Annotated in this window: 18 protein-coding genes; 14 read left to right on the forward strand and 4 right to left on the reverse strand. The window is 65.9% G+C overall.

From position 1 onward, the window contains the following. The first annotated feature begins 15 nt into the window (after positions 1-15). The 9 genes from IAE37_RS24640 to IAE37_RS24680 all read left to right on the forward strand — a co-directional run bounded on the left by IAE37_RS24640 (position 16) and on the right by IAE37_RS24680 (position 9747). Positions 16-981: a membrane dipeptidase gene (locus IAE37_RS24640; RefSeq protein ID WP_201177871.1), complete on the forward strand. Its 966-nt coding sequence runs from the start codon at positions 16-18 to the stop codon at positions 979-981. A gap of 51 nt (positions 982-1032) precedes the next feature. Further along, a complete protein-coding gene (locus IAE37_RS24645) occupies positions 1033-2115 on the forward strand; it encodes an extracellular solute-binding protein (RefSeq protein WP_201177873.1) in 1083 nt (360 codons plus the stop codon). 73 nt (positions 2116-2188) lie between these two features. Continuing rightward, positions 2189-3097 carry an ABC transporter permease gene (locus IAE37_RS24650; RefSeq protein ID WP_201177875.1) on the forward strand — a complete coding sequence of 303 codons (909 nt, stop codon included), beginning with the start codon at positions 2189-2191 and terminating at the stop codon, positions 3095-3097. A 2-nt stretch (positions 3098-3099) separates the two neighbouring features. Further along, positions 3100-3900 carry an ABC transporter permease gene (locus IAE37_RS24655; protein ID WP_201177877.1) on the forward strand — a complete coding sequence of 267 codons (801 nt, stop codon included), beginning with the start codon at positions 3100-3102 and terminating at the stop codon, positions 3898-3900. Between the two features lie 20 nt (positions 3901-3920). Beyond that, positions 3921-4982, forward strand: coding sequence for an ABC transporter ATP-binding protein (locus IAE37_RS24660; protein ID WP_201177879.1), 1062 nt, complete (start codon positions 3921-3923; stop codon positions 4980-4982). A 55-nt stretch (positions 4983-5037) separates the two neighbouring features. Further along, positions 5038-6420 carry an aspartate aminotransferase family protein gene (locus IAE37_RS24665; RefSeq protein WP_201177882.1) on the forward strand — a complete coding sequence of 461 codons (1383 nt, stop codon included), beginning with the start codon at positions 5038-5040 and terminating at the stop codon, positions 6418-6420. Further along, positions 6420-7871: an NAD-dependent succinate-semialdehyde dehydrogenase gene (locus IAE37_RS24670; protein WP_201177884.1), complete on the forward strand. Its 1452-nt coding sequence runs from the start codon at positions 6420-6422 to the stop codon at positions 7869-7871. The genes IAE37_RS24665 and IAE37_RS24670 overlap by 1 nt, the downstream gene beginning before the upstream one ends. Positions 7872-7901: 30 nt before the next feature. Next, positions 7902-8282, forward strand: a complete 381-nt coding sequence (locus IAE37_RS24675) for a RidA family protein (protein ID WP_201177885.1) — start codon at positions 7902-7904, stop codon at positions 8280-8282. A 253-nt stretch (positions 8283-8535) separates the two neighbouring features. Continuing rightward, a complete protein-coding gene (locus IAE37_RS24680; protein ID WP_201177887.1) occupies positions 8536-9747 on the forward strand; it encodes an OprD family porin in 1212 nt (403 codons plus the stop codon). A gap of 24 nt (positions 9748-9771) precedes the next feature. Here the strand turns inward: IAE37_RS24680 and IAE37_RS24685 are convergent, their stop codons facing one another. Beyond that, complete coding sequence (locus tag IAE37_RS24685; protein WP_201177888.1) at positions 9772-10719, reverse strand: helix-turn-helix transcriptional regulator; 948 nt, start codon at positions 10717-10719, stop codon at positions 9772-9774. Positions 10720-10890: 171 nt separating this feature from the next. Between IAE37_RS24685 and IAE37_RS24690 the strand changes: the two genes are divergently transcribed. The 4 genes from IAE37_RS24690 to IAE37_RS24705 are packed head-to-tail and all read left to right on the forward strand — an operon-like array spanning position 10891 to position 14027. Next, a complete protein-coding gene (locus tag IAE37_RS24690) occupies positions 10891-11319 on the forward strand; it encodes a hypothetical protein (protein ID WP_201177891.1) in 429 nt (142 codons plus the stop codon). A 5-nt stretch (positions 11320-11324) separates the two neighbouring features. Next, complete coding sequence (locus IAE37_RS24695) at positions 11325-12647, forward strand: M48 family metallopeptidase (protein WP_236410138.1); 1323 nt, start codon at positions 11325-11327, stop codon at positions 12645-12647. Next, a complete protein-coding gene (locus IAE37_RS24700; protein ID WP_201177894.1) occupies positions 12644-13315 on the forward strand; it encodes a hypothetical protein in 672 nt (223 codons plus the stop codon). Before IAE37_RS24695 ends, IAE37_RS24700 begins: the two co-directional genes overlap by 4 nt. Positions 13316-13364: 49 nt before the next feature. Continuing rightward, positions 13365-14027: a hypothetical protein gene (locus tag IAE37_RS24705; protein WP_236410139.1), complete on the forward strand. Its 663-nt coding sequence runs from the start codon at positions 13365-13367 to the stop codon at positions 14025-14027. Positions 14028-14039: 12 nt separating this feature from the next. Here IAE37_RS24705 and IAE37_RS24710 read toward each other — a convergent pair whose 3' ends face one another. Together IAE37_RS24710 and IAE37_RS24715 are read right to left on the reverse strand one after the other, a co-directional pair. Beyond that, a complete protein-coding gene (locus tag IAE37_RS24710; RefSeq protein ID WP_201177897.1) occupies positions 14040-15260 on the reverse strand; it encodes an MFS transporter in 1221 nt (406 codons plus the stop codon). A gap of 68 nt (positions 15261-15328) precedes the next feature. Next, on the reverse strand, positions 15329-16276 hold the full coding sequence (locus IAE37_RS24715) for an ornithine cyclodeaminase family protein (RefSeq protein ID WP_201177900.1): 948 nt from the start codon (positions 16274-16276) through the stop codon (positions 15329-15331). Positions 16277-16682: 406 nt separating this feature from the next. Here IAE37_RS24715 and IAE37_RS24720 point away from each other — a divergent pair, with 406 nt between their 5' ends. Next, positions 16683-18059, forward strand: coding sequence for an APC family permease (locus IAE37_RS24720; protein ID WP_201177903.1), 1377 nt, complete (start codon positions 16683-16685; stop codon positions 18057-18059). Positions 18060-18108: 49 nt separating this feature from the next. Here the strand turns inward: IAE37_RS24720 and IAE37_RS24725 are convergent, their stop codons facing one another. Next, entirely contained in the window at positions 18109-19557 is a 1449-nt protein-coding gene (locus IAE37_RS24725; RefSeq protein WP_328822774.1) for an aldehyde dehydrogenase, read from the reverse strand. Between the last annotated feature and the right edge of the window lie 18 nt (positions 19558-19575).

A 19575-nucleotide genomic window follows, 5' to 3' on the forward strand; every position in this document is an offset into this window, starting at 1 on the left:
AAGAGGAACAACCTCATGCTTATCGATGCCTTGCAGTGCGGCCATTTTGATCGTCAAGTGTTCGAAGAGCTCCAGGCCGGCGGCTATACCTGCGTCACCCCGACGCTGGGCTTCTGGGAAGGTGCCATCGAGTCACTTGACGCCATCGGCCACTGGCGCCACATGGCGCGCGAGTGCGCCGACCTGATGTTGATCGCTCGCAGCGCCGAAGACATCCGCGAGGCCGAGCGCAGCGGCCGCATCGCCGTGGTGCTGGGCTACCAGAACAGCAACCTGTTCGACAACCGTATTGCTTTCGTCGAACTGTTCGCCGACCTCGGCGTGCGCGTGGTGCAACTGACCTACAACAACCAGAACGAGCTGGGCAGCAGTTGCTACGAAGAAGTCGACAGTGGCCTGGCCCGCTTCGGTCGCGAGGTGATCCGCGAGATGAACCGCGTCGGCATGGTCGTCGACCTGTCCCACGTGGGCGATCGCACCACCCTTGAAGCCATCGAGTGGTCACAGAAGCCTGTGGCCATCACCCACGCCAACGCCGCCTCGCTGTTCGCCCACAAGCGCAACAAGAGTGACCAGGTACTGCATGCATTGCGCGCCAACGGCGGCGTGATCGGCTGTGTCGCCTACCGCAACATCACCCCCGAAAGCGCCTGTGCCACGGTCGATGGCTGGTGCGAGATGGTCGCCCGCACCGTGGACCTGATCGGCATCGACCATGTCGGCATCGGCACCGACTACAGCCACAACATGCAGCCGCGTGACTACGACTGGATGCGCAAAGGCCGCTGGACCCGCACCGTGCAGTACGGGGCCGGCTCCGCCGCAAGCCCGGGCCCTGCCCGCAAGCCCGAGTGGCTGCTCAAGGCCGGCCAGCTGAACGTGGTCGCCGATGGCCTGCAGCGTGCAGGGTTCAATGCCCAAGAGGCCGACAAGATCCTCGGTGGCAACTGGCTTCGCCTTTATCAGGAAGTGTTTGGCTGACAGGGCCGCTTTCCAATCTGCCACGACGCTTCCTAAATAAGGAAAACAACCATGAGTGATCGTGATTCGAGTAAAAGCCCGTTCGAGCTGTCGCGCCGTAGTTTCATCGGCGCGACGCTGGCCGGTACCGCGTTGGCGAGCATGCCGGCGTTCATGCGCCAGGCGAACGCCGCCGATGACGTCCTGTACGTCAACACCTGGGGCGGCAACTGGGAAAAGGCCGCGAAGGAATTCCTCTTCGACCCGTTCACCCAGGAGACCGGCATCCAGATCCGCACCGTCTCGCCGATTTCCTTCGCCAAGCTGGCTACCCAGGCCCGCACCGGCGTCTACGAGTTCGACGTGACCACCCTGGGCCTGGCGGAAATCGCCAGGGCCAATGCCGCGAACCTCATCGAGCCGGCGGCCGGCAACATCGACGAAAGCACCCTGTGGCCCGGCGCCCTGTACGCCAACGGCGTGGCCACCCACGCCTTCGCCAACGTCATCGCCTACCACCAGAACAGCTTCCCCAACGGCCAGCCGAACAGCTGGAAGGACTTCTGGGACCTGGAGCGCTTTCCCGGTAGCCGCAGCCTGCAGCGCTACCCCGTGCGGGTACTGGCGTTTGCCTTGCTCGCCGATGGCGTGCCGCCCGACCAGCTGTTCCCCTACGACCTGGACCGTGCCTTCGCCGCGCTGGAGCGGATCAAGCCGGCCATTCGCGTCTGGTGGACCCAGGGCCCGCAGTCGCAACAGCTGCTGCGTGACGCCGAGGTCGACATGATCGGTATCTGGAACGACTACGCCACCAACGTGCAGCAGACCTCGCCGGACCCAGTGCAAGTGGTCTGGAACCAGGCACTGATCGACAAGAGCTGCTGGGTGGTGGCCAAGGGCACGCCACGTGCGCGCAATGCCTGGCGCCTGATCGAGTCGATCGCCAACAACGCCGAGGGCATGGCGCGGTTCTGCGCGGTCGACGCCTCCGGCCCGCTGAATCCGAAAGCCTTCGCGCACATCGACGCCAAGACCGCGGCCATCACACCGACCAGCCCCGAGCGCATGGAAAAGGCCGTGGTCCTGGACGGCGTCAAGCTGTTGCCGCAACTCGACGAAATCGCGACGCGCTTCGATCGCTGGATCAGCAGCTGAGTGAACGACCCGGGCAGCGCGGCCAGCCTCGGCCACGCCGCGCGCCTACCCATTTGCTGTACGGGATAACAACATGAACGACGCTACGAGCTTGCAGCGAGACACCACGCTCGCCAAACCTGCAGCACCCAACGGCAACCTCTGGTACCGCCTGGGCACTGCACTGGCCAAGGGCCCCGCGCCTCTTTATCTACCCGCCGCACTGTTCCTGCTGGCGTTCTTCATCGTGCCGCTGGGCTACGTGCTGGTCATGAGCGTTACCGAACCCAAGGCTGGCCTGGGGAACTTCACCTATCTGTTGAGTTCCAGGCATTTCTTCGGGGTGTTGCTGGAAACCTTCAAGACCGCCGCCATCGTCACCCTGTGCAGCGTGCTGCTCGGCTACCCGCTGGCCTACCTCGCGGCAGGCCCGGCCCGGCGCCTGGGCGGCGTGCTGCTGGCGATCATCGCCCTGAGCTTCTGGACCAGCTTCCTGGTGCGCACCTACGCCTGGATGGTCATCTTCGGCCGCCAGGGCCCGCTGAGCCAGCTGCTGGCGACAATCGGCTGGACGCCCCCACCGAAGATGCTGTTCACCTCGTTCAGCGCCACCGTGGCCATGACCCACGCCATGGTGCCATTCATGGTGATGGCCATGTACGCCGTGATGAAACGCATCGACGCGCGCTACGTGCGTGCCGCGCAGAGCCTGGGGGCTCATCCTCTGCGCGCATTCACCACGGTCTACCTGCCACTGAGCCTGCCCGGCGTGGTCAACGGCTGCACCCTGGTGTTCATCACCTGCCTGGGTTTCTACGTCATGCCGGTGCTGCTTGGCAGCCCCAACCAACAGATGATCTCGGGGGTGATCGGTGACCAGATCGAGCAGGTCCTCGACTTCGGCGCGGCCTCGGCCATGTCGGTCATCCTGCTGGTCATCACCGTCGCGCTGTTCTGGCTCTACCACCGATTCATCGGCCTCGATCGCCTGTGGAGGAAATGAAAATGAGAACCCTGACCTTCCTCGCCACGCTGATCGCCCTGTTCATCGCCGTGCCGCTGTTGATCGTGGTGCCGATGTCGTTCAGCGCCAACGCCTCGCTGCAGTTTCCGCCCAGTGCCTACTGGCTCGGCAACTACCAGCACTTCTTCAGTGACATCAACTGGATGCAGCCGCTGTTCAACAGCCTGGCGATTGGCGCGGCCACCGTCGTGCTGACGCTGTTGCTGGCGATCCCGGCCTCGTTCGCGCTGGTTCGCCACCACTTCGTCGGGCGCGGGGCATTCAACCTGTTGCTGATGCTGCCGATGATCGTGCCGCAGATCGTCATGGCGCTGGGGTACTACATGTACTTCGGCAGCCTGGGGCTTACCCAGAGTTTCACCGGCATCATCATCGCCCACACCTGCCTGGGCATCCCGGTAGCCACGCTGATCATCACCGCCGCGCTGAAAAGCTTCGACGACAACCTCGAGCGCGCCGCCTCGAGCCTGGGGGCGACACCCCTGACCACGTTCAGGCTGGTGACCTTTCCGGTACTGCGCCCGGCCGTCATGGTGGCTGCACTGTTCTCGTTCATCCAGTCGTTCGACGAGACGGTGATCGCCGTGTTCATCTCGGGCCGCGACACCGCGACCTTGCCGCGGCAGATGTTCAACAGCTTCCGCATGGAGGCGGACCCGGTGATTTCCGCCGCCTCGTCGTTCCTGTTCATCATGGTCCTGGCCTGCATGCTCGTGCCACTGGCCGCCCGCCTGACCAAGCGCGCCACCCGCGGCAGCCTGCCTGCCCAGGTTGCCCATTGACCGCCTTCGGAGACATTGCCATGCCAGCCCATCCCCTTACCCTGCACAACGTCGTGAAGCGCTACGACAACCTGCAACCGGCCGTCGACAATGTGTCGCTGCAGATCGAGCCCGGTGAGTTCGTGTCGTTCCTCGGTCCATCCGGGTCCGGCAAGACCACCACGCTGATGATGATCGCCGGCTTCCAGCAACCTACCAGCGGCGATATCCGCATCGGTGGCCGCGCCATCGACCAGGTACCGCCCCATGCCCGCAACATCGGCGTGGTGTTCCAGAACTACGCGCTGTTCCCGCACATGAGCGTCGCCGACAACGTCGGCTTCGCCCTGCGCATGCGCGGCGTGGCCAAGGCGGAAAAGGCCCGCAAGGTCGGCGCGGCGCTGGAAATGGTCGGCCTCGGCCAACTGGCCGGGCGGCGTCCCGCCGAACTCTCGGGCGGCCAGCAACAGCGGGTGGCGCTGGCCCGCGCACTGGTGTTCGAGCCCGACCTGATCCTGCTGGACGAACCCCTGGGCGCACTGGACAAGAACATGCGCGAGCACATGCAGGTGGAGCTCAAGCGCATTCACCAAGAGCTGGGCGTGACGATGATCTACGTGACCCACGACCAGACCGAGGCGATGACCATGTCCGATCGCATCGCCGTGTTCAACCATGGCCGCATCGAACAGATCGCCGCGCCGCAGGAGATGTACCTGAGGCCCGCCACGCGCTTCGTCGCCTCGTTCGTCGGCGACAACAACCTGCTCGCCGCGACCAGCCTGGGCAATGGCCAGTACCGGGTCGACGGCTTGGGCGACCTGCACGCCGGGGACCTGGCCCTGCCGGCTGGCAGCAACGTCGACCTGCTCCTGCGCCCGGAGATGATCCGAGTGGCCGAGCCCGGCGCAGCCCACGGCACGCTGCAGGTCGAGGCTGCCGTCAACTATGGCGACAGCGTCCTGGCCATCGGCAAACTCGGCAGCAACCCCCTGCGGGTGCGCATCCCGGGCCCGCAGGCAAGGGGCCTGGAGGCTGGCCAGCGCTTGCCGCTGCATTGGCAGGCCAACGACATCCACGTGATCCCGGCACTGCACGCCTGACGACCTTTTCGGCGGCAGCACAGGGTTGCGCCGCCCACCCAGAATGGAGAACAGCATGAGCCTCACCGACCTGCAGCAACGCGACATCGACAGCCTGTTGCACCCGTACACCAACCACCACCTGCACCAGAGCCAAGGCCCCCACGTGATCACCGGTGGCGAGGGCATCTACGTCACCGACGACCAGGGCAACCGCTACATCGAAGGCCTGGCCGGGCTGTTCTGCGCCTCGCTGGGCTTCAGTGAGCCACGCCTGGCCCAGGCGGCCTTCGAGCAGTTGCAGCGCATGCCCTTCTACCACGCGTTCGCGCACAAATCGACGCAGCCCGGCATCGAACTGGCCGAGCGCCTGTTGGCCATGTCGCCGCCGTCGATGGCCAAGGTGTTCTTCGCCAATTCCGGCTCCGAGGCCAACGACACCGCGGTCAAGCTGGTCTGGTACTACCACAACGCCATCGGCCAGCCGCAGAAGAAGAAGATCATCGCCCGCCAGCGCGGCTATCACGGCGTCACCGTCGCTTCGGCGAGCCTCACCGGCCTGCCCAACAACCATCGGGACTTCGACCTGCCAATTGCCAACATCCTGCACACCGACTGCCCGCACTACTACCGCTATGGCCTGCCCGGCGAAAGCGAAGCTGCGTTCGTCGACCGCTGCGTGGCCAACCTGGAGGCGCTGATCCAGCGCGAAGGTGCCGACACCATCGCGGCATTCTTCGCCGAGCCGGTGATGGTGTCGGGCGGGGTGATCCTGCCGCCGCAAGGCTACTTCGCCAAGGTCCAGGCCCTGCTGCGCAAATACGACATCCTGTTCGTGGTCGACGAGGTCATCTGCGGCTTCGCTCGCACTGGCAACATGTTCGGCTGGCAGACCTACGACCTGCAGCCGGACATGATCAGCCTGGCCAAGCAACTGTCGGCGGCCTACATGCCGATCTCGGCGCTGCTGGTCAACGACAAGATCGACCAGGTGCTCAAGGCCCAGAGCGAGAAGATCGGCAGCTTCTCCCATGGTTTCACCTACGGTGGCCATCCAGTGGCGGCTGCCGTCGCCCTGGAGGCGCAGAAGATCTACCAGGAGCGCGACATCGTCGGCCACGTCCGCCGCGTGGCGCCACGCTTCCAGGCCGGTATCCGCCGCCTGGGCGAGCACCCGCTGATCGGCGAGGCGCGCGGCGTGGGCCTGGTCGCCGGGCTGGAATTCGTGCGCAACAAGCAGACCCGCGAAACCTTCGCCCCCGAGCAGTCCGCCGCCGCCTACGCCGGCCGTCGCGCCCAGGCTCATGGCGTGATCACCCGCGGCCTGGGTGACACCCTGAGCCTGTGCCCGGCGCTGATCATCGACGAAGAGCAGATCGACGACCTGATCGCGCGGATCGAGCGCGCCCTCGACGACACGCTGGTCTGGGCCCGCGAGCAAGGCCTGGTGGACGTCTGATGAACAACCAAGCCTATACCGCCCTGGCGCTGTTCATCGACGGCCAGTGGCGCAACGAACCGCGCGTCACCGAGGCCGTGCTCAACCCGGCGACCGGTGCCGAGCTGGGTCGCCTGCCGCATGCCACCGAGCAGGACCTGGAAGATGCCGTGGCCAGTGCCGCGCGAGCGTTCCGGCACTGGCGCCACACCTCGCCCATGGTGCGCTCGGAGATCCTGCGCAGCTTCGCCGCGTTGATTCGCCAGCAGGCCCCGGCCATCGCCCTGGACATCACCCGCGACCAGGGCAAGCCGCTGGCCGAGGCCCTGGGCGAAGTGCGCTTCGCCGCCGAGCACGCCGAATGGCACGCCGAGGAATGCCGCCGCCTCTATGGGCGCATCATCCCGGCACGCGACAGCCGCGTGCGGCAAAGCGTGCTGCTCGAACCGGTAGGCGTGTGTGCCGCCTTCACCCCTTGGAACTTCCCCTTCAGCCAGGCCCTGCGCAAGGTCTGCGCGGCGTTGGGCGCGGGTTGCACGGTGATTCTCAAGGGTCCCGAAGACACCCCGTCGGCAGTCATGGCCATCGGCCGCCTGCTGCAGCAGGCCGGTTTGCCGGACGGCTGCCTGAACCTGGTGTGGGGTGAGCCTGCAAAAATCTCCCAGACCCTGATCAGCGACCCACGGGTAAACAAGGTGTCGTTCACCGGATCCGTTACGGTCGGCAAGCAGATTGCCGCCCTCGCCGGCCAGCACATGAAGCGCTGTACCATGGAGCTGGGCGGCCACGCCCCGGTGCTGGTGTTCGCCGATGCCGATGTCGAGGCGGCCGCCGATGCGCTGGCCATGAACAAGCTGCGCAATGCCGGCCAGGTGTGCGTGTCGCCCAGCCGATTCTATGTGCAGCGTGAGGCGCACGAGCGTTTCCTGCAACGCTTCGTCTCGCGTATCCAGGCCACCCGCATCGGCAACGGCGAACACGCCGACGTCGACATGGGCCCGCTCTGCCATGGCCGTCGGGTACAGGCGATGCAGGCCCTGGTCGCCGATGCCCGCGAGCACGGCGCACAGGTCGCCTGCGGCGGCGAACGGATCGGCGAAACAGGCAACTTCTATGCGCCCACCGTGGTTTTCGATGCCCCCGTGCACATCCGCCTGCTGCACGAAGAACCGTTCGGCCCGCTGGCCGTGGTCGCGCCGTTCGATGATTTCAGCCAAGCGATCGAACTCGCCAACGCCTTGCCTTTCGGCTTGGCGTCCTACGTCTTCACCGAATCATCAGCCCACGCCCAGCACGCCTCACAGGCACTGGCGGCAGGGATGGTCAGCATCAACCACTTTGGCCTGGCCCTGCCGGAGACCCCGTTCGGGGGCATCAAGGACAGCGGCTATGGCAGCGAAGGTGGCAGCGAAACCTTCGCCGGCTACCTGAACACCAAGTTCGTCACCCACTTCGAAAACACACCGAGCTGAACCTGCATCCAGCCATTTAGGGAGTGATTCATGCTGCAAGTCATCGACACCGGCATCGCCCGGTCTAAGGCACCACTCAATGGCACCGTGCGTGCCGGTCGAATCGTGTATTCGGCGCATATCTCCAAGGACCCGCAGAGCGGCGCGATCGTCGACGGCGATATCGAGCGCCAGACCCACCAGGCCCTGAGCAACCTGCGCCAGGCCATGCAGGCCGCAGGCGGCAGCCTGGCCAACGTCGCCCACATGCAGATCTTTCTCACCGAACGTAGCGACTCACCGGGCATGAACAAGGTCTACGCCGAGTTCTTCAGCGAGCCCTATCCCTGCCGGGCCACGGTGGTGGTGAAGGAGTTGCTGTCGCCTGGCGTGCGCATCGAACTGGTCGCCCAGGCCGTGTTCCCCGACTGATCCGCCGCACGACCTGATTCCCCCTGAATCCCCACTCGGCCCGCTGCCCGCAGCGGCCGTCGAGCGGGTTCGCTCGCCCGCAAATCGCCCCCAGACAAGAGCGATCACCGTAGAAGGAGGCCCCACCCCGGTTGCCCCAGGCAACCGACGCCATGACTGCCGACCTGTGTCGGTGCTGATTTTAGCGCCAACAACAAAAACAACAGCCGCAGCCCCGTCTGCGGCATATCGCTGAAATTCCGGGAGCAACAACATGCCAACCACCCCAAGACTGCTGGCGGCCATGATCGGCCTGCACTGCGCGAACCACGCCATAGCCAGCGAACAACCCACAGGCTTCCTGCAGGACAGCCACGCCAGCGTGCTCGCCCGCACCCTGTACTTCAACCAGGACTACCGCAACCACGGAGCACCCTCCAGCTACACCGAAGACACCAGCCAAGGGTTCATCTTCAAGTACGCCTCGGGCTTCACCGAGGGCACGGTCGGCCTGGGCGTCGACGCCTTTGCGCTGCTCGGGGTCAGGCTCGATGGCGGTGACGGCCGTGCCCGCTGGCCCACCGTACCGGCCAGCGGCAGCACATCCGAAGCGGGTGCGGCGGTGAAGCTCAGGCTGGGCCAGACCACGCTCAAGTACGGCGACCAGTTCGTCAGCTTGCCGGTGCTGGCGACCATGATGGGCCGGCTGCTGCCGGAAACCGCCCAGGGCACGCTGATCCACAGCGAGGACATCCCAGGCCTGAGCCTGGACGTCGGCCGCTTCACCGCCATGGGCTCGCAGTTCAACGCGCGCCACGACGGCCGCGACCTGACCCGTGCCAACCTGGTCGGGGGCCGCTACCAGTTCAATGACGGCCTCGATGCCGGCCTGTACTACTCGCACGTCACCGACCATTTCGAGAAGCGCTACGCCGACCTGAACTGGACCGCCCCCCTGAGCGAAGCCGACAGCCTGAAGTTCGCCGTCAACCTGTATCGCACCACGGGCCTGGGTGCCGAGCTCAGCGGCCCGGTCGACAACACCATCTGGAGCGCCTCCGCCGCCTGGAAACACGGCCCGCACACCCTGACCGGCGCCTATCAGAAAAGCAGCGGGGACACCGGCTATGTCTATGGCGTCGACGGCGGCAGCGCGGTCTGGCTGGCCAACTCGGTGCAGTACTCCGACTTCATGGACAAGGACGAAACCTCATGGCAGGCCCGCTACGACTACAACTTCGCCGCGCTCGGCCTGCCTGGGCTGAACGCCATGGTGCTGTACATCCGCGGCCAGCACATCGACACCGGCAGCGTCGACGATGGCAAGGAATGGGAGCGCAACGTCAACCTGCGCTATGTGGTGCAGTCGGGGCCGGCCAAGGACCTTGCCGTGCAGATCCGGCACGCCTCGCACCGCTCGAGTGCGCTGGGCAACAGCGTGGATGAAATGCGCCTGATCATCGACTACCCGCTGAGCCTGTTCTGATTCAGCACAGGGCGGCCGGCCGCGCTAGCGTTCCGCCCCCGGCGGATGGCCGAAATACGCCTTGTAGGCGTGATTGAAGTTGGCCGGGTTGGCGTAGCCCATGCGGTAGGCGATCTGCGCGACCTGCCACTTGCCCTGGCGCAGCAGGGTCCGCGCCAGCTCCATGCGCTGGCGGCGCACGTACTGCAGCATCGACTGCCCGAACACCTGGGCAAAGGCTCGGCGCAGCGTGGTTTCGCCCACACCCAGCAGCTGCGCCAGCGCCTGGCTGCCGGGCGGATCGGCCAGTTGCGCGTCGAGCAGGCGGCGCGCCTCATGGGCCAGGTCGCGTTGGCCACGGATCGCCGGCGCGGCTGCGTCGGGCTGGCGCTTGAGGTGTTGGGCCAGCTCCACCAGTATCGCCAGGCTCAGGCTTTCCTGGTTCAAGCGTTCCAGGGCGCCTTGGTATGGCGAATGGTAGAGCCGCTGGAACAGGCTGCCCAGGGCCTGGCAGCGGTGCAGTTCGGCGAACTGCACACCGTCGGCGAGCAAGCCCAGCAACGGTTGCAGCGAGGCGTCCTCTTCGGCGAGCTCATGCAGGTAGTCGCCGGCGATCCGTAGCCCGGCCATGCGCACGTAGCTGCCCGCAGGCAACTGGTCCACCGCCTCCATGCTTTCCGAAAGGCCCAGGGTATGGGGTGCCCCGGTGGTGTAGGCATTGTGCCGACCATCGACGCGGTGCTGCCACTGCCCCTTGAGTACCTGCACGATGCACAGGCTGCCAGGCAGCACCTTGTGGATACGCAGCGGCTCGGGAAATTGCAGGTCGCAATCGAAGTACTGCAGGTGCGGGCGCACGGTGCGGGCCCGGTAGTGGCCCACCGAGCTGCCGGTTATCGCCCCGGTGGCGGTGTCCAGCACACCGGCCTGGTCCAGATTTCCCGGTTGATCGAAACGGAAATCCGCATCCAGATAAGGGTTCCACCCTTCCATAGGTCTGTTCTCAGATATGGGTTGCACGGGCCGGAATGTTAACGCGAACACAATCCGAACGTCAGCGCTTGTGACCACCGGTTCAATAGTTGTGTTCCCCGGCCAGCGCGGTTGGCAACGCGTCGTCCAGCCACTTCAATGGCGCGTTTTCCCTCTCCAGGAGCTTCATCCATGCCAACCCTTCGTAAATGGGCCGTTGCCGTCGCCACCTCCCTCGCCCTGTTCAGTGCCCTGAGCCACGCCGCCGAGCGCCCACCGGTGGCGGACAAGGTCGTCGCCTACTCGGGCGAGAAAGGCACCAAGGTCTGGACCTTGCGCATCGGCGAGCGCAGCGCCAACGAGGCGCTGGTGCAGATAGGCGGTATCGACCACGACTGGGACATGCGCATCCAGAAGATGAGCGTGGAAAAGACCGCCAAGGACACCCGTTACTCCACCACCGTCGATGGCCACAAGTTCGTGGTGCTGATTCTGCAGAGCAGCTGGGGCACCCTGTACCTGCCCAACGAAGCACAGGAAATCAGCGTCGGTTATGACGAGAACCTGTCCAACCAGGGCGATGCCCAGGCGTTCCTCACCGATTACCTGCAGGCCGAGTGAGCGCGATGGAGCGTGTGAGGCGCCTGGCTTGGGTGCTTGGCCTGGTGCTGTTGCCACTACTGCTGATGGGCTGGAGCAGCCTGCAAGGTATGCGCGCCGAAAGCGCCTTGGACGGTGCGAGGCCGCTGCGCCAAGTGCTGGCCACGCTCAGCCACTGGCTGGCTATCGCCGCCCTGTTGGCGGGGCCTGCCACCTGGCTGAAACTGCGGATAGACGCCTGGCGGGCATTGCGCTCGCCGGACTTCCTGCATGACCAGCTATCGCGCAGCTGGCGCGCCCTGAGCCATTGCCTGATGGCCCACACGGCACTGCTGATGGGATCGCTCGGGCTGGCCCTGCTGTATGAGCTGAACTGGGCCAGCCACACCCCTGGGGCCGGCGTGCTGGCGATGCTGCTGATCTGCCTGCCGGTGGTGCCGGTATTGTATGTCGGCACCTTGTTGATGCTGCGTCTGCGCCAGCACTGGCAACTGCTCGATGCCCCTTCGTCGGCTTTTCTCGGCCGTGCCCTGGGCCGTGCCGACGCCCCCGGCTTGTGGGCCTGGGTCGAATCGTTGGCTGCGCCTGCCGGAGCACCGGTGCCTGACCATATCGTCGTGGGTCTAGACCAGTCGTTCTTCGTCACCAGCGTCGAGGTGGTGCTGCAACCCTCCGGCCAGGTGCTCGGCGGGCGCACCCTGTACCTGCCGCTGACCTACCTGTCATGCATGAGCCAGACGGAGGCAGCCTCGATCATCGGTCACGAACTGGGGCACTTCAGCAGCCGCGATACCGAGCGCGGCAGTGAGGCCGGCGCTCGCTTTCAGCTGATGTGCCTGCATTTCTCGAACATCGTCGGCGAAGGCACGCCACCTTCGTGGTTCGAGCGCCCGGCAATCTGGATGGCCGAGCGTTTCCTGCATCATTTCCAGATCGCCGTGCAGCACTGGAGCCGTACCCAGGAGCTGGTGGCCGATGCCGCCGGTGCGCAAGTGGCCGGACCACGGCTGTTCTGCCAGGCGCTGCTACGGGTCATCGCCCTGGATGGCGCCATCGATACCCTGCTCCACCAACGGCACCGTCAAGATCTCCTCCAGGCCTTGGCCGAACACCTGCGCGAACACCCCCTGTGCCTGGACGAGCAGGTGCTGAGCCGCGCCGTACCCCACCCGTTCGACAGCCATCCGCCGACCGCTCTGCGCTTGCGGCAACTGGGCGTGATGCTGGACCCGCAACTGCTGGCCGAGGCGACCCGACGCCCCACCGAGAGCGACCGCCACTGGTTCGGCCAATTGGCCAGCGCCAGCCCCGCGGCAACCGCTCCCCCTTCACCTGGAGTGCATTCATGACACACCCTGACGATCCGCTGGCCCACCTCGCCGAGTCCCTGACCGACGAATTCAATGCCCATACCGGCGACCAACTACGTGCCGCCATCGAGGAGCGCGAGCAGATCCTGGCCAACGTGCCGGAGATCACCGAACTGACCGACACTGGCAAGGTGCGCCGTGTCCTGGCGCTGTATTCGCTGTTCATGCTGGGCCTCGGCGCGTTCTGCATCGGCGACAGCAAAGCCTGGCCCGCCGGGGTGATCTGCCTGGGCTTGGGGGTATTCCTCGGCGCCGGGGTGTGGCTGCAGCGCCATGCAGGCAAGCAGCCACTGTTGCGCCTGAGCCGCACGCACCTGTGGTTCCGCACGCTCGACGCGCAGATCGACCTGCTGGACCTGACCCAGGCCAGGGTCAAGGACGGCCGCCAGTTGCACATCACCCTGACCCTGCGCGAGGGCGCGCCACTGCCGGCCAGCCACAACCCGCTCGGCCCGATGATGCCCAAGGCCAAGGTCGAGCACGGCCGGCCACCGCAGCTGCGCCTGTCGATGTTCGGCCTGGTCCTCAACGACAGCGTGCTGATTCCCCAGGAAGTGATGCAGCTCATCCTGACCCACTGCGACGCCGCCCGCGCCCATGCGCAGCTGCAGGCGCTCAAGGCCCGTCAGCCGGACTGGCAGGCCTGACCCGCCGCGCACAGCGACTGCGTGATTCGCCCTTTTTTCGGAGTACCCCATGTCCACCCCGCAACAACCAGACCCACTGGCCTCGCTGAGCGAGTCCCTGAGCGCCGAATACGGCCAGCAGCGTGATGCGAAGCAGGCTCGGGTACTCGGCGAACTGCAACGCGTCGTCGAGCGCGTGCCGGTCACCAGCGAGTTCACCAACACCCGCCGCTACAAGCGCTACGGCCCGCTGATGGTCCTGCTGTCAGCGGGCCTGCTGGGCTGGAGCATCCACACCGGATCCACCGGCCTTGCGGTTTTCGCCGCCTTGATGACCGCAAGCTTTGCACTGATGACGTGGCAACACCGCAACGCCGGTACCCATGCTTTCATGCGCCTGACCCGCAGCCAGCTGTTCGTCGACACGCTGAGCGCGCCGGTCGACCTGTTGGACGTGATCGGCATCGAGGTCAAGGACGAGGGATTCATCATGCAGCAGCAATTGATGCTGCGCCCAGAAACCACCCTGCCCACCCACCGCGCCGCGTTGCAGCTGTTCGGCAACCAGGCCATGGCGCTGCGCAAGCCCCGGCCGCATATCCGCATCCTGTCGGCCGGGCTGATGAGCCAAGGTCGCAAGCTGGAGTGCGACGATGTGTATGCGCTGCTCGAGGCCTATTGCCAGGCCGCGCAGGCGCAGCAGGAGCTGGATCGATTGCAGGGCAGGAGGTGAAACCGAGCGCGCTCACCTCCGCCCGGCATCCATCGAGGGCACGGCCGGGCTGAAGGCATACGCCGCCAACCCCAGCACCAGCAACAACGCCGCCGTCGCGAAGATCCAGGCGTAGGTCACCGGCGCAGGAGTGCCGGCGGCCTTGCCAGCGTCCGCGATCAGGCCGAACACCCACGACGTCAGCGCCGACCCCAGAAACACGAAGCTGTTCAGCACCCCTAGCCCGCGCCCCCTGATCTGTGGCGCCAGCAGCAACCGCCCATGGGCCATCACCATCGGGTGCAGCACCCCGACCGTGGCCAGTGCCGCCAGCAAACCGACATTGGCAAGCACCGCACCATCCGGCCAGGCCACCAGTACCAGCGCCGTCAGCAAGGTCATCAGCGTCCAGCCGAGAATGCTCGAACGCAACGAATAGCGATGCAGGATCCACGGCTGCGTCGCTGCCGCCACCAGCGCCCCGAGGCTCAGGGCCGCCAGGGCAACGCCCCGGCTGCCCGCGTCGAGGTCGAACACGCTGGCCAGGTAGGGTCCGCCCCAGGCATTGCGAAACGAGGTCCCCGCCGCCATCGCCAGGCACATGGGGATCAACGTCCACATCGCCGGTACCGCCAGCAGCCCGAGGCTCGCCCGCAGCATACCGCCCAGGCTCTCGCCTTGCGGCGGGCAGTCCGCCCGATCCTCGACGGTGCGCCAGACCCACACCGTCACCAGCAGCATGATCAGCGCCGAGCAGGCGATCGCCGGCCGCCAACCGAAGGTGTCCACCGCCCACCCCAGCGGCGCGGTGGCACACAGACCACCGACCATACCCATGGCATTGGCGCGGCTGACGAACGAGGTGAAGCATGGCCCGGACAAGCGCTGCGCCGCATAGTGCATCAAGCCCATGAACACCGGCGCGCAGGCCAGGCCCAGGCCGATCTGGGCGAGCATCGCCGTCAGGCCGCCCGGAGCGACCACGAACAGCGCAGCGGACACGACGCCTACGGCGAGCAGCCAGCGTGCGGGCCGCCCGACCCCATAGCGGTCGAAGGCGATACCCACGGGAATCTGCGCCAGGCCGAACGACAGGAAGAAACACGAAGACAAGGTGCCGAAGCCGGCGGGCGTCAGCCCCAGGTCATGCTGGAGCTCGGGCGCCATGACCCCGAGGCAGGTACGGAAGAACTGGCTGAGCACCAGGGCGAAGGTCAACGCGGGCAGTCCGCGGGTTGCAGAGGTCGATGCCATGGGCCCCACATTGATAGCGATAGTGCATTCGTTGTTTTGCTAACGATACAGCTACCGCCCCCACGGCGTCACCGTTGCGGGAACGATCCAGCGCCCAATTGGCGCAATACCTGCTGGCAGACGGTGAGGTCCAGATGCGCACCTCCGGCGTTCTTGTACACCGTGATGTCCGAGGCCTGCCGCCTCCACGAAGAGGATTGGCAAAGTTCGAACAGATCAGCCTCGATGCTGTTTTCGCTGATGATGCCGGCGCGCAACGGTATTTGCAGATCACCGGAATTCAGCGCACTCGGTCGGTCGTCGACGAACAACCGGGCCACTGCGAACAGGTCCTGGTCGGCTTCCTGCATGTCCGCGCGGTAGCCACCGACCAGGTCGACATGGGTGCCCTTGCGCACCAGGCGCCCCTTCACGCAGGGCGTGGCGGCGGCCGTAGCCGAGGTGATGATGTCCGCCCGCGCCACGGCACTGTCGAGGTCGGTGACGATGCGGGCATCGATGCCGCGCTTGCACAGGTCCTCCAGCACGGGTTGCAACCTGGCTGCGGTGCGGTTCCACAGCAACACCTCGCCGATACCGGGGCGGATGTGCAGGTAGGCCTCGGTCAGCGCGCGAGCGACCGGGCCCGCGCCGAGCACCAGCAGTACCGCGCTGTCCTCGCGGCTAAGCCTGCGGGCGGCCAGCACCGAATCGCCGGCGGTCTTCCAGGCCGTGATGGCCGGCCCGTCGAAGATGGCGCTGATGGCCTTGGTCCGCTCATCGATGACCACGAAGGCCGCCTGCTCCGCCGGGCGTGGAGGCTCGGCCTGGAGGTTGGCAGGGAAGATCGAGGCGATCTTCACTCCGGCGCCCACGCCAGGGAGGATCACCCCGCGGCTGAACAAGCCGTACTCGGTGTCACCCAGGTAGTAGTCATCGATCTGCGGGCGTGGGCCCTGGTGCACCTGGTGCAGGGCATCGAGCACGCCCTGCCAGTCGAGGGCGGCGTGGATCTGGTCGGCGGAGACGATTTTCATGGGCGGGAGGTCCTGTGCTGATGAGCGGACTTTAGCGTGGGCGGCGCGTGATGGATTGGAGATTTGCGTCAATTTATAGGACGGATTTGCCTGGGCGGGCCATCACCCCAAGGGGTGATTTCGCCAGCCCAGTGAACATGGGAGCATTCGTCGAGCGCGGCCTTACCCTTCGTGCCTTGACAATAAAGAGAAAAAAGTCATGAACGCATCCTTCGCCCAGCCACGTCGAAGTCATCCCACCCTTTGCGGCCCCCCCAGCCCGGCATTCGGCGGCTCAGGGCTCATCCGCTAGCCCCGTCGTTTCCCCTGGGCAACGTTTGCCATCCTGCCCCCTTTCAGACCTCCCCATCGGCATCGAGCCCACTCGCATGCCGCGGTGACCTGCATCCGCCATCAGGAGTTAGCAATGCATACAACAACGACTACCGCCACGCCCCCTGCGCATCCCCATTCACCCTCGAACGCCAGCGGCCGTTTCCGCAAATCCATGAGCATGACCGCACTGGTGCTGTTCGGCCTCGCCTACATGGTGCCGCTGGCGGTGTTTTCCGCCTATGGCCTGGTGGCCCAGATCACCAAGGGCCACCTGCCCACCGCCTACCTGCTGACCCTCGGCGCCATGCTCTTCACCGCCTACAGCTATGGCCGCATGGTCCAGGCCCACCCCTACTCCGGCTCGGTCTACACCTATACCCGCAAGGCCTTCGGCGCCTGCGCAGGCTTCATGGCCGGCTGGACGCTGCTGCTCGACTACATCTTCCTGCCGCTGCTCAGCTACCTGCTCATCGGCATCTACATGTCGGAGTACTTCCCGGACATCCACCCGTGGGTGTGGGTACTCGGCTCGATCAGCCTGGTCACCTTCCTCAACCTGATCGGCATCGAGTCGGTGACCCGGGTCAACTGGATCCTGGTGGTCGCGCAACTGGTGTTCATCGTGGTGTTCGTGGTCTTGTCGATCCAGACCGTGTCCGACCAGGCGCAACCGGTGTCGTTGACCGCGCCCTTCTACCATGACGGCTTCAGCGCCTCGGCGATCATGGCGGGTGCCGCCGTGCTGTGCCTGTCGTTCGTCGGCTTCGACGCGGTGTCGACCATGGCCGAGGAAACCAGCGACCCGACCCGACGCATCCCCCAGGCGATCATGGCAGTGTCGCTGAGCGGTGGCCTGCTGTTCCTGGTGGTGTCGTACTTCGCCCAGCTGGTGCACCCGGACTGGAGCAGCTTCGCCGACCCCGACTCGGCACCGGTGGAAGTGATGCGCAGCACGGGCGGCCAACTGCTGGCCAGCGCTTTCACCGCCACCTACGTCGCCGGTTGCTTCGCCTCGGCCATGGTGTCCCAGGCCAGCGTGTCACGCGTGCTGTTCGCCATGGGCCGCGATGGTGCGCTACCACGGGTGTTCGGCCAGTTGGTGACGAAAAAGCGCGTGCCGGCCTGCGCGATCCTGCTGGTCGGGCTGGTGTCGCTGACCGCTCTGGTCATCAGCCTGGACACCGTGGCCAACATGATCAGCTTCGGTGCGCTGTTCGCCTTCTCGGCGGTCAACCTGGCGGTGGTCAAGCACTACCTGGTCGACCAGAAGCTGCGAGGCACGCAGAACGCCCTGCGCTATGGCCTGATCCCGGGGCTGGGCTTCCTCAGCACGGTGTGGCTGTGGACCAGCCTGTCGAGCATGTCCTTCACCATCGGCCTGTGCTGGATGGGGGTCGGGGTATTGTTCCTGCTGGGGTTGACCCGGGCATTCCGGGTCAAGCTGCCGGAGCTGCAGATGACCGACTGACGCTGGTTTCTGCACCGGTTGATTGGGGGCGCTGCGCGCCCCCACACTATCAATCGCGCAGCTGGTACCAGGTGGTCTTGAGCTGCGAGTACTTGTCGAACGAATGCAGCGACAGATCACGGCCGAAGCCGGACTGCTTGCCACCCCCGAACGGTACGCTCACATCCAGCGCGTCGACGGTGTTCACCGACACGGTACCGGCCTTCAGGCGTTTGGCCACGCGGTGGGCGCGATTGAGGTCGTCGCTCCATACCGAAGCCGCCAGGCCGTAGATGCTGTCGTTGGCCAGGGCAACGGCCTGCTCCTCGGTGTCGAAGGCGCTCACCGCCAGCACCGGGCCGAAGACTTCCTCGCGGGCCAGGCTCATGTGCGGCTCGACACCGGCGAAGACGGTCGGCTCGATGTAGTTGTCGGAGCCGTCGATGTTCAGGCGCCGGCCACCGCAGACCAGGCGCGCGCCCTGCTCGCTGGCCTGGCCGATGGCACGGGCGATGCGCGTGGTCTGCTCGGCATCGACGATGGCGCCGGCACGGCTGGCCGGGTTCAGCGGGTTGCCCGGCAGCCACTGGCGGGCCTTGGCTTGCAGGCGCTCGATGAACGCGTCGTGGATCGAACGCTGCACGTACAGGCGCGAGTTGGCCGAGCAGACTTCACCTTGGTTGAAGAAGATGCCGAACGCCGCTTTCTCGGCGGCCAGGTCCAGGTCCTGGCAATCGGCGAACACCAGGTTCGGGCTCTTGCCACCGCACTCCAGCCAGACCTGCTTGAGGTTGGACTGCGCTGAGTACTGCATGAAGTACTTGCCCACCTGGGTGGAACCGGTGAACACCAGGCAATCCACATCCGGGTGCAGGCCAAGCGCGCGCCCGGCGTGCTCGCCCAGGCCCGGCACCACGTTCAGCACGCCTTCCGGCAGGCCGGCTTCCAGGGCCAGTTCGGCCAGGCGCAGGGCGGAGAATGGCGACTGCTCGGCCGGCTTGAGCACCACGCTGTTACCGGCTGCAAGCGCCGGGGCGAGCTTCCAGGCCGCCATGTCGAGTGGGAAGTTCCACGGCACCACGGCGGCGACCACGCCGAGCGCTTCGCGGGTGATGGTGGCCAAGGCATTGGCCGCAGTGGGTGCAACCTGGTCGTAGAGCTTGTCGAGTGCCTCGCCGTACCAGGCGAATACGTGCGCCGAGCCTGGCACATCGATATTGAAGGCATCCATGACCGGCTTGCCCATGTTCAGCGAGTCCAGCAGGGCCAGCTCTTCGCGGTTGGTCATGATCAGTTCGGCCAGGCGCTGCAGCACTTTCTTGCGCTCGCCCGGCGCCATGCGCGGCCAGGGGCCTTGCTCGAACGCCCGGCGGGCGCTGCGCACGGCCAGGTCGATGTCGGGCTGGGCGCATGCGGCTACTTGTGCCAGGACCTGGTTGGTGGCGGGGTTGATGGCGTCGAAGGTGGCGCCGTCGGTGGCGTTGCACGGGCGGCGCTCGATCTCATGAACACCGCCAATCTTGCGACGAACCGCTCT

This window comes from Pseudomonas sp. S31, assembly GCF_016648105.1.
GTDB lineage: Bacteria > Pseudomonadota > Gammaproteobacteria > Pseudomonadales > Pseudomonadaceae > Aquipseudomonas.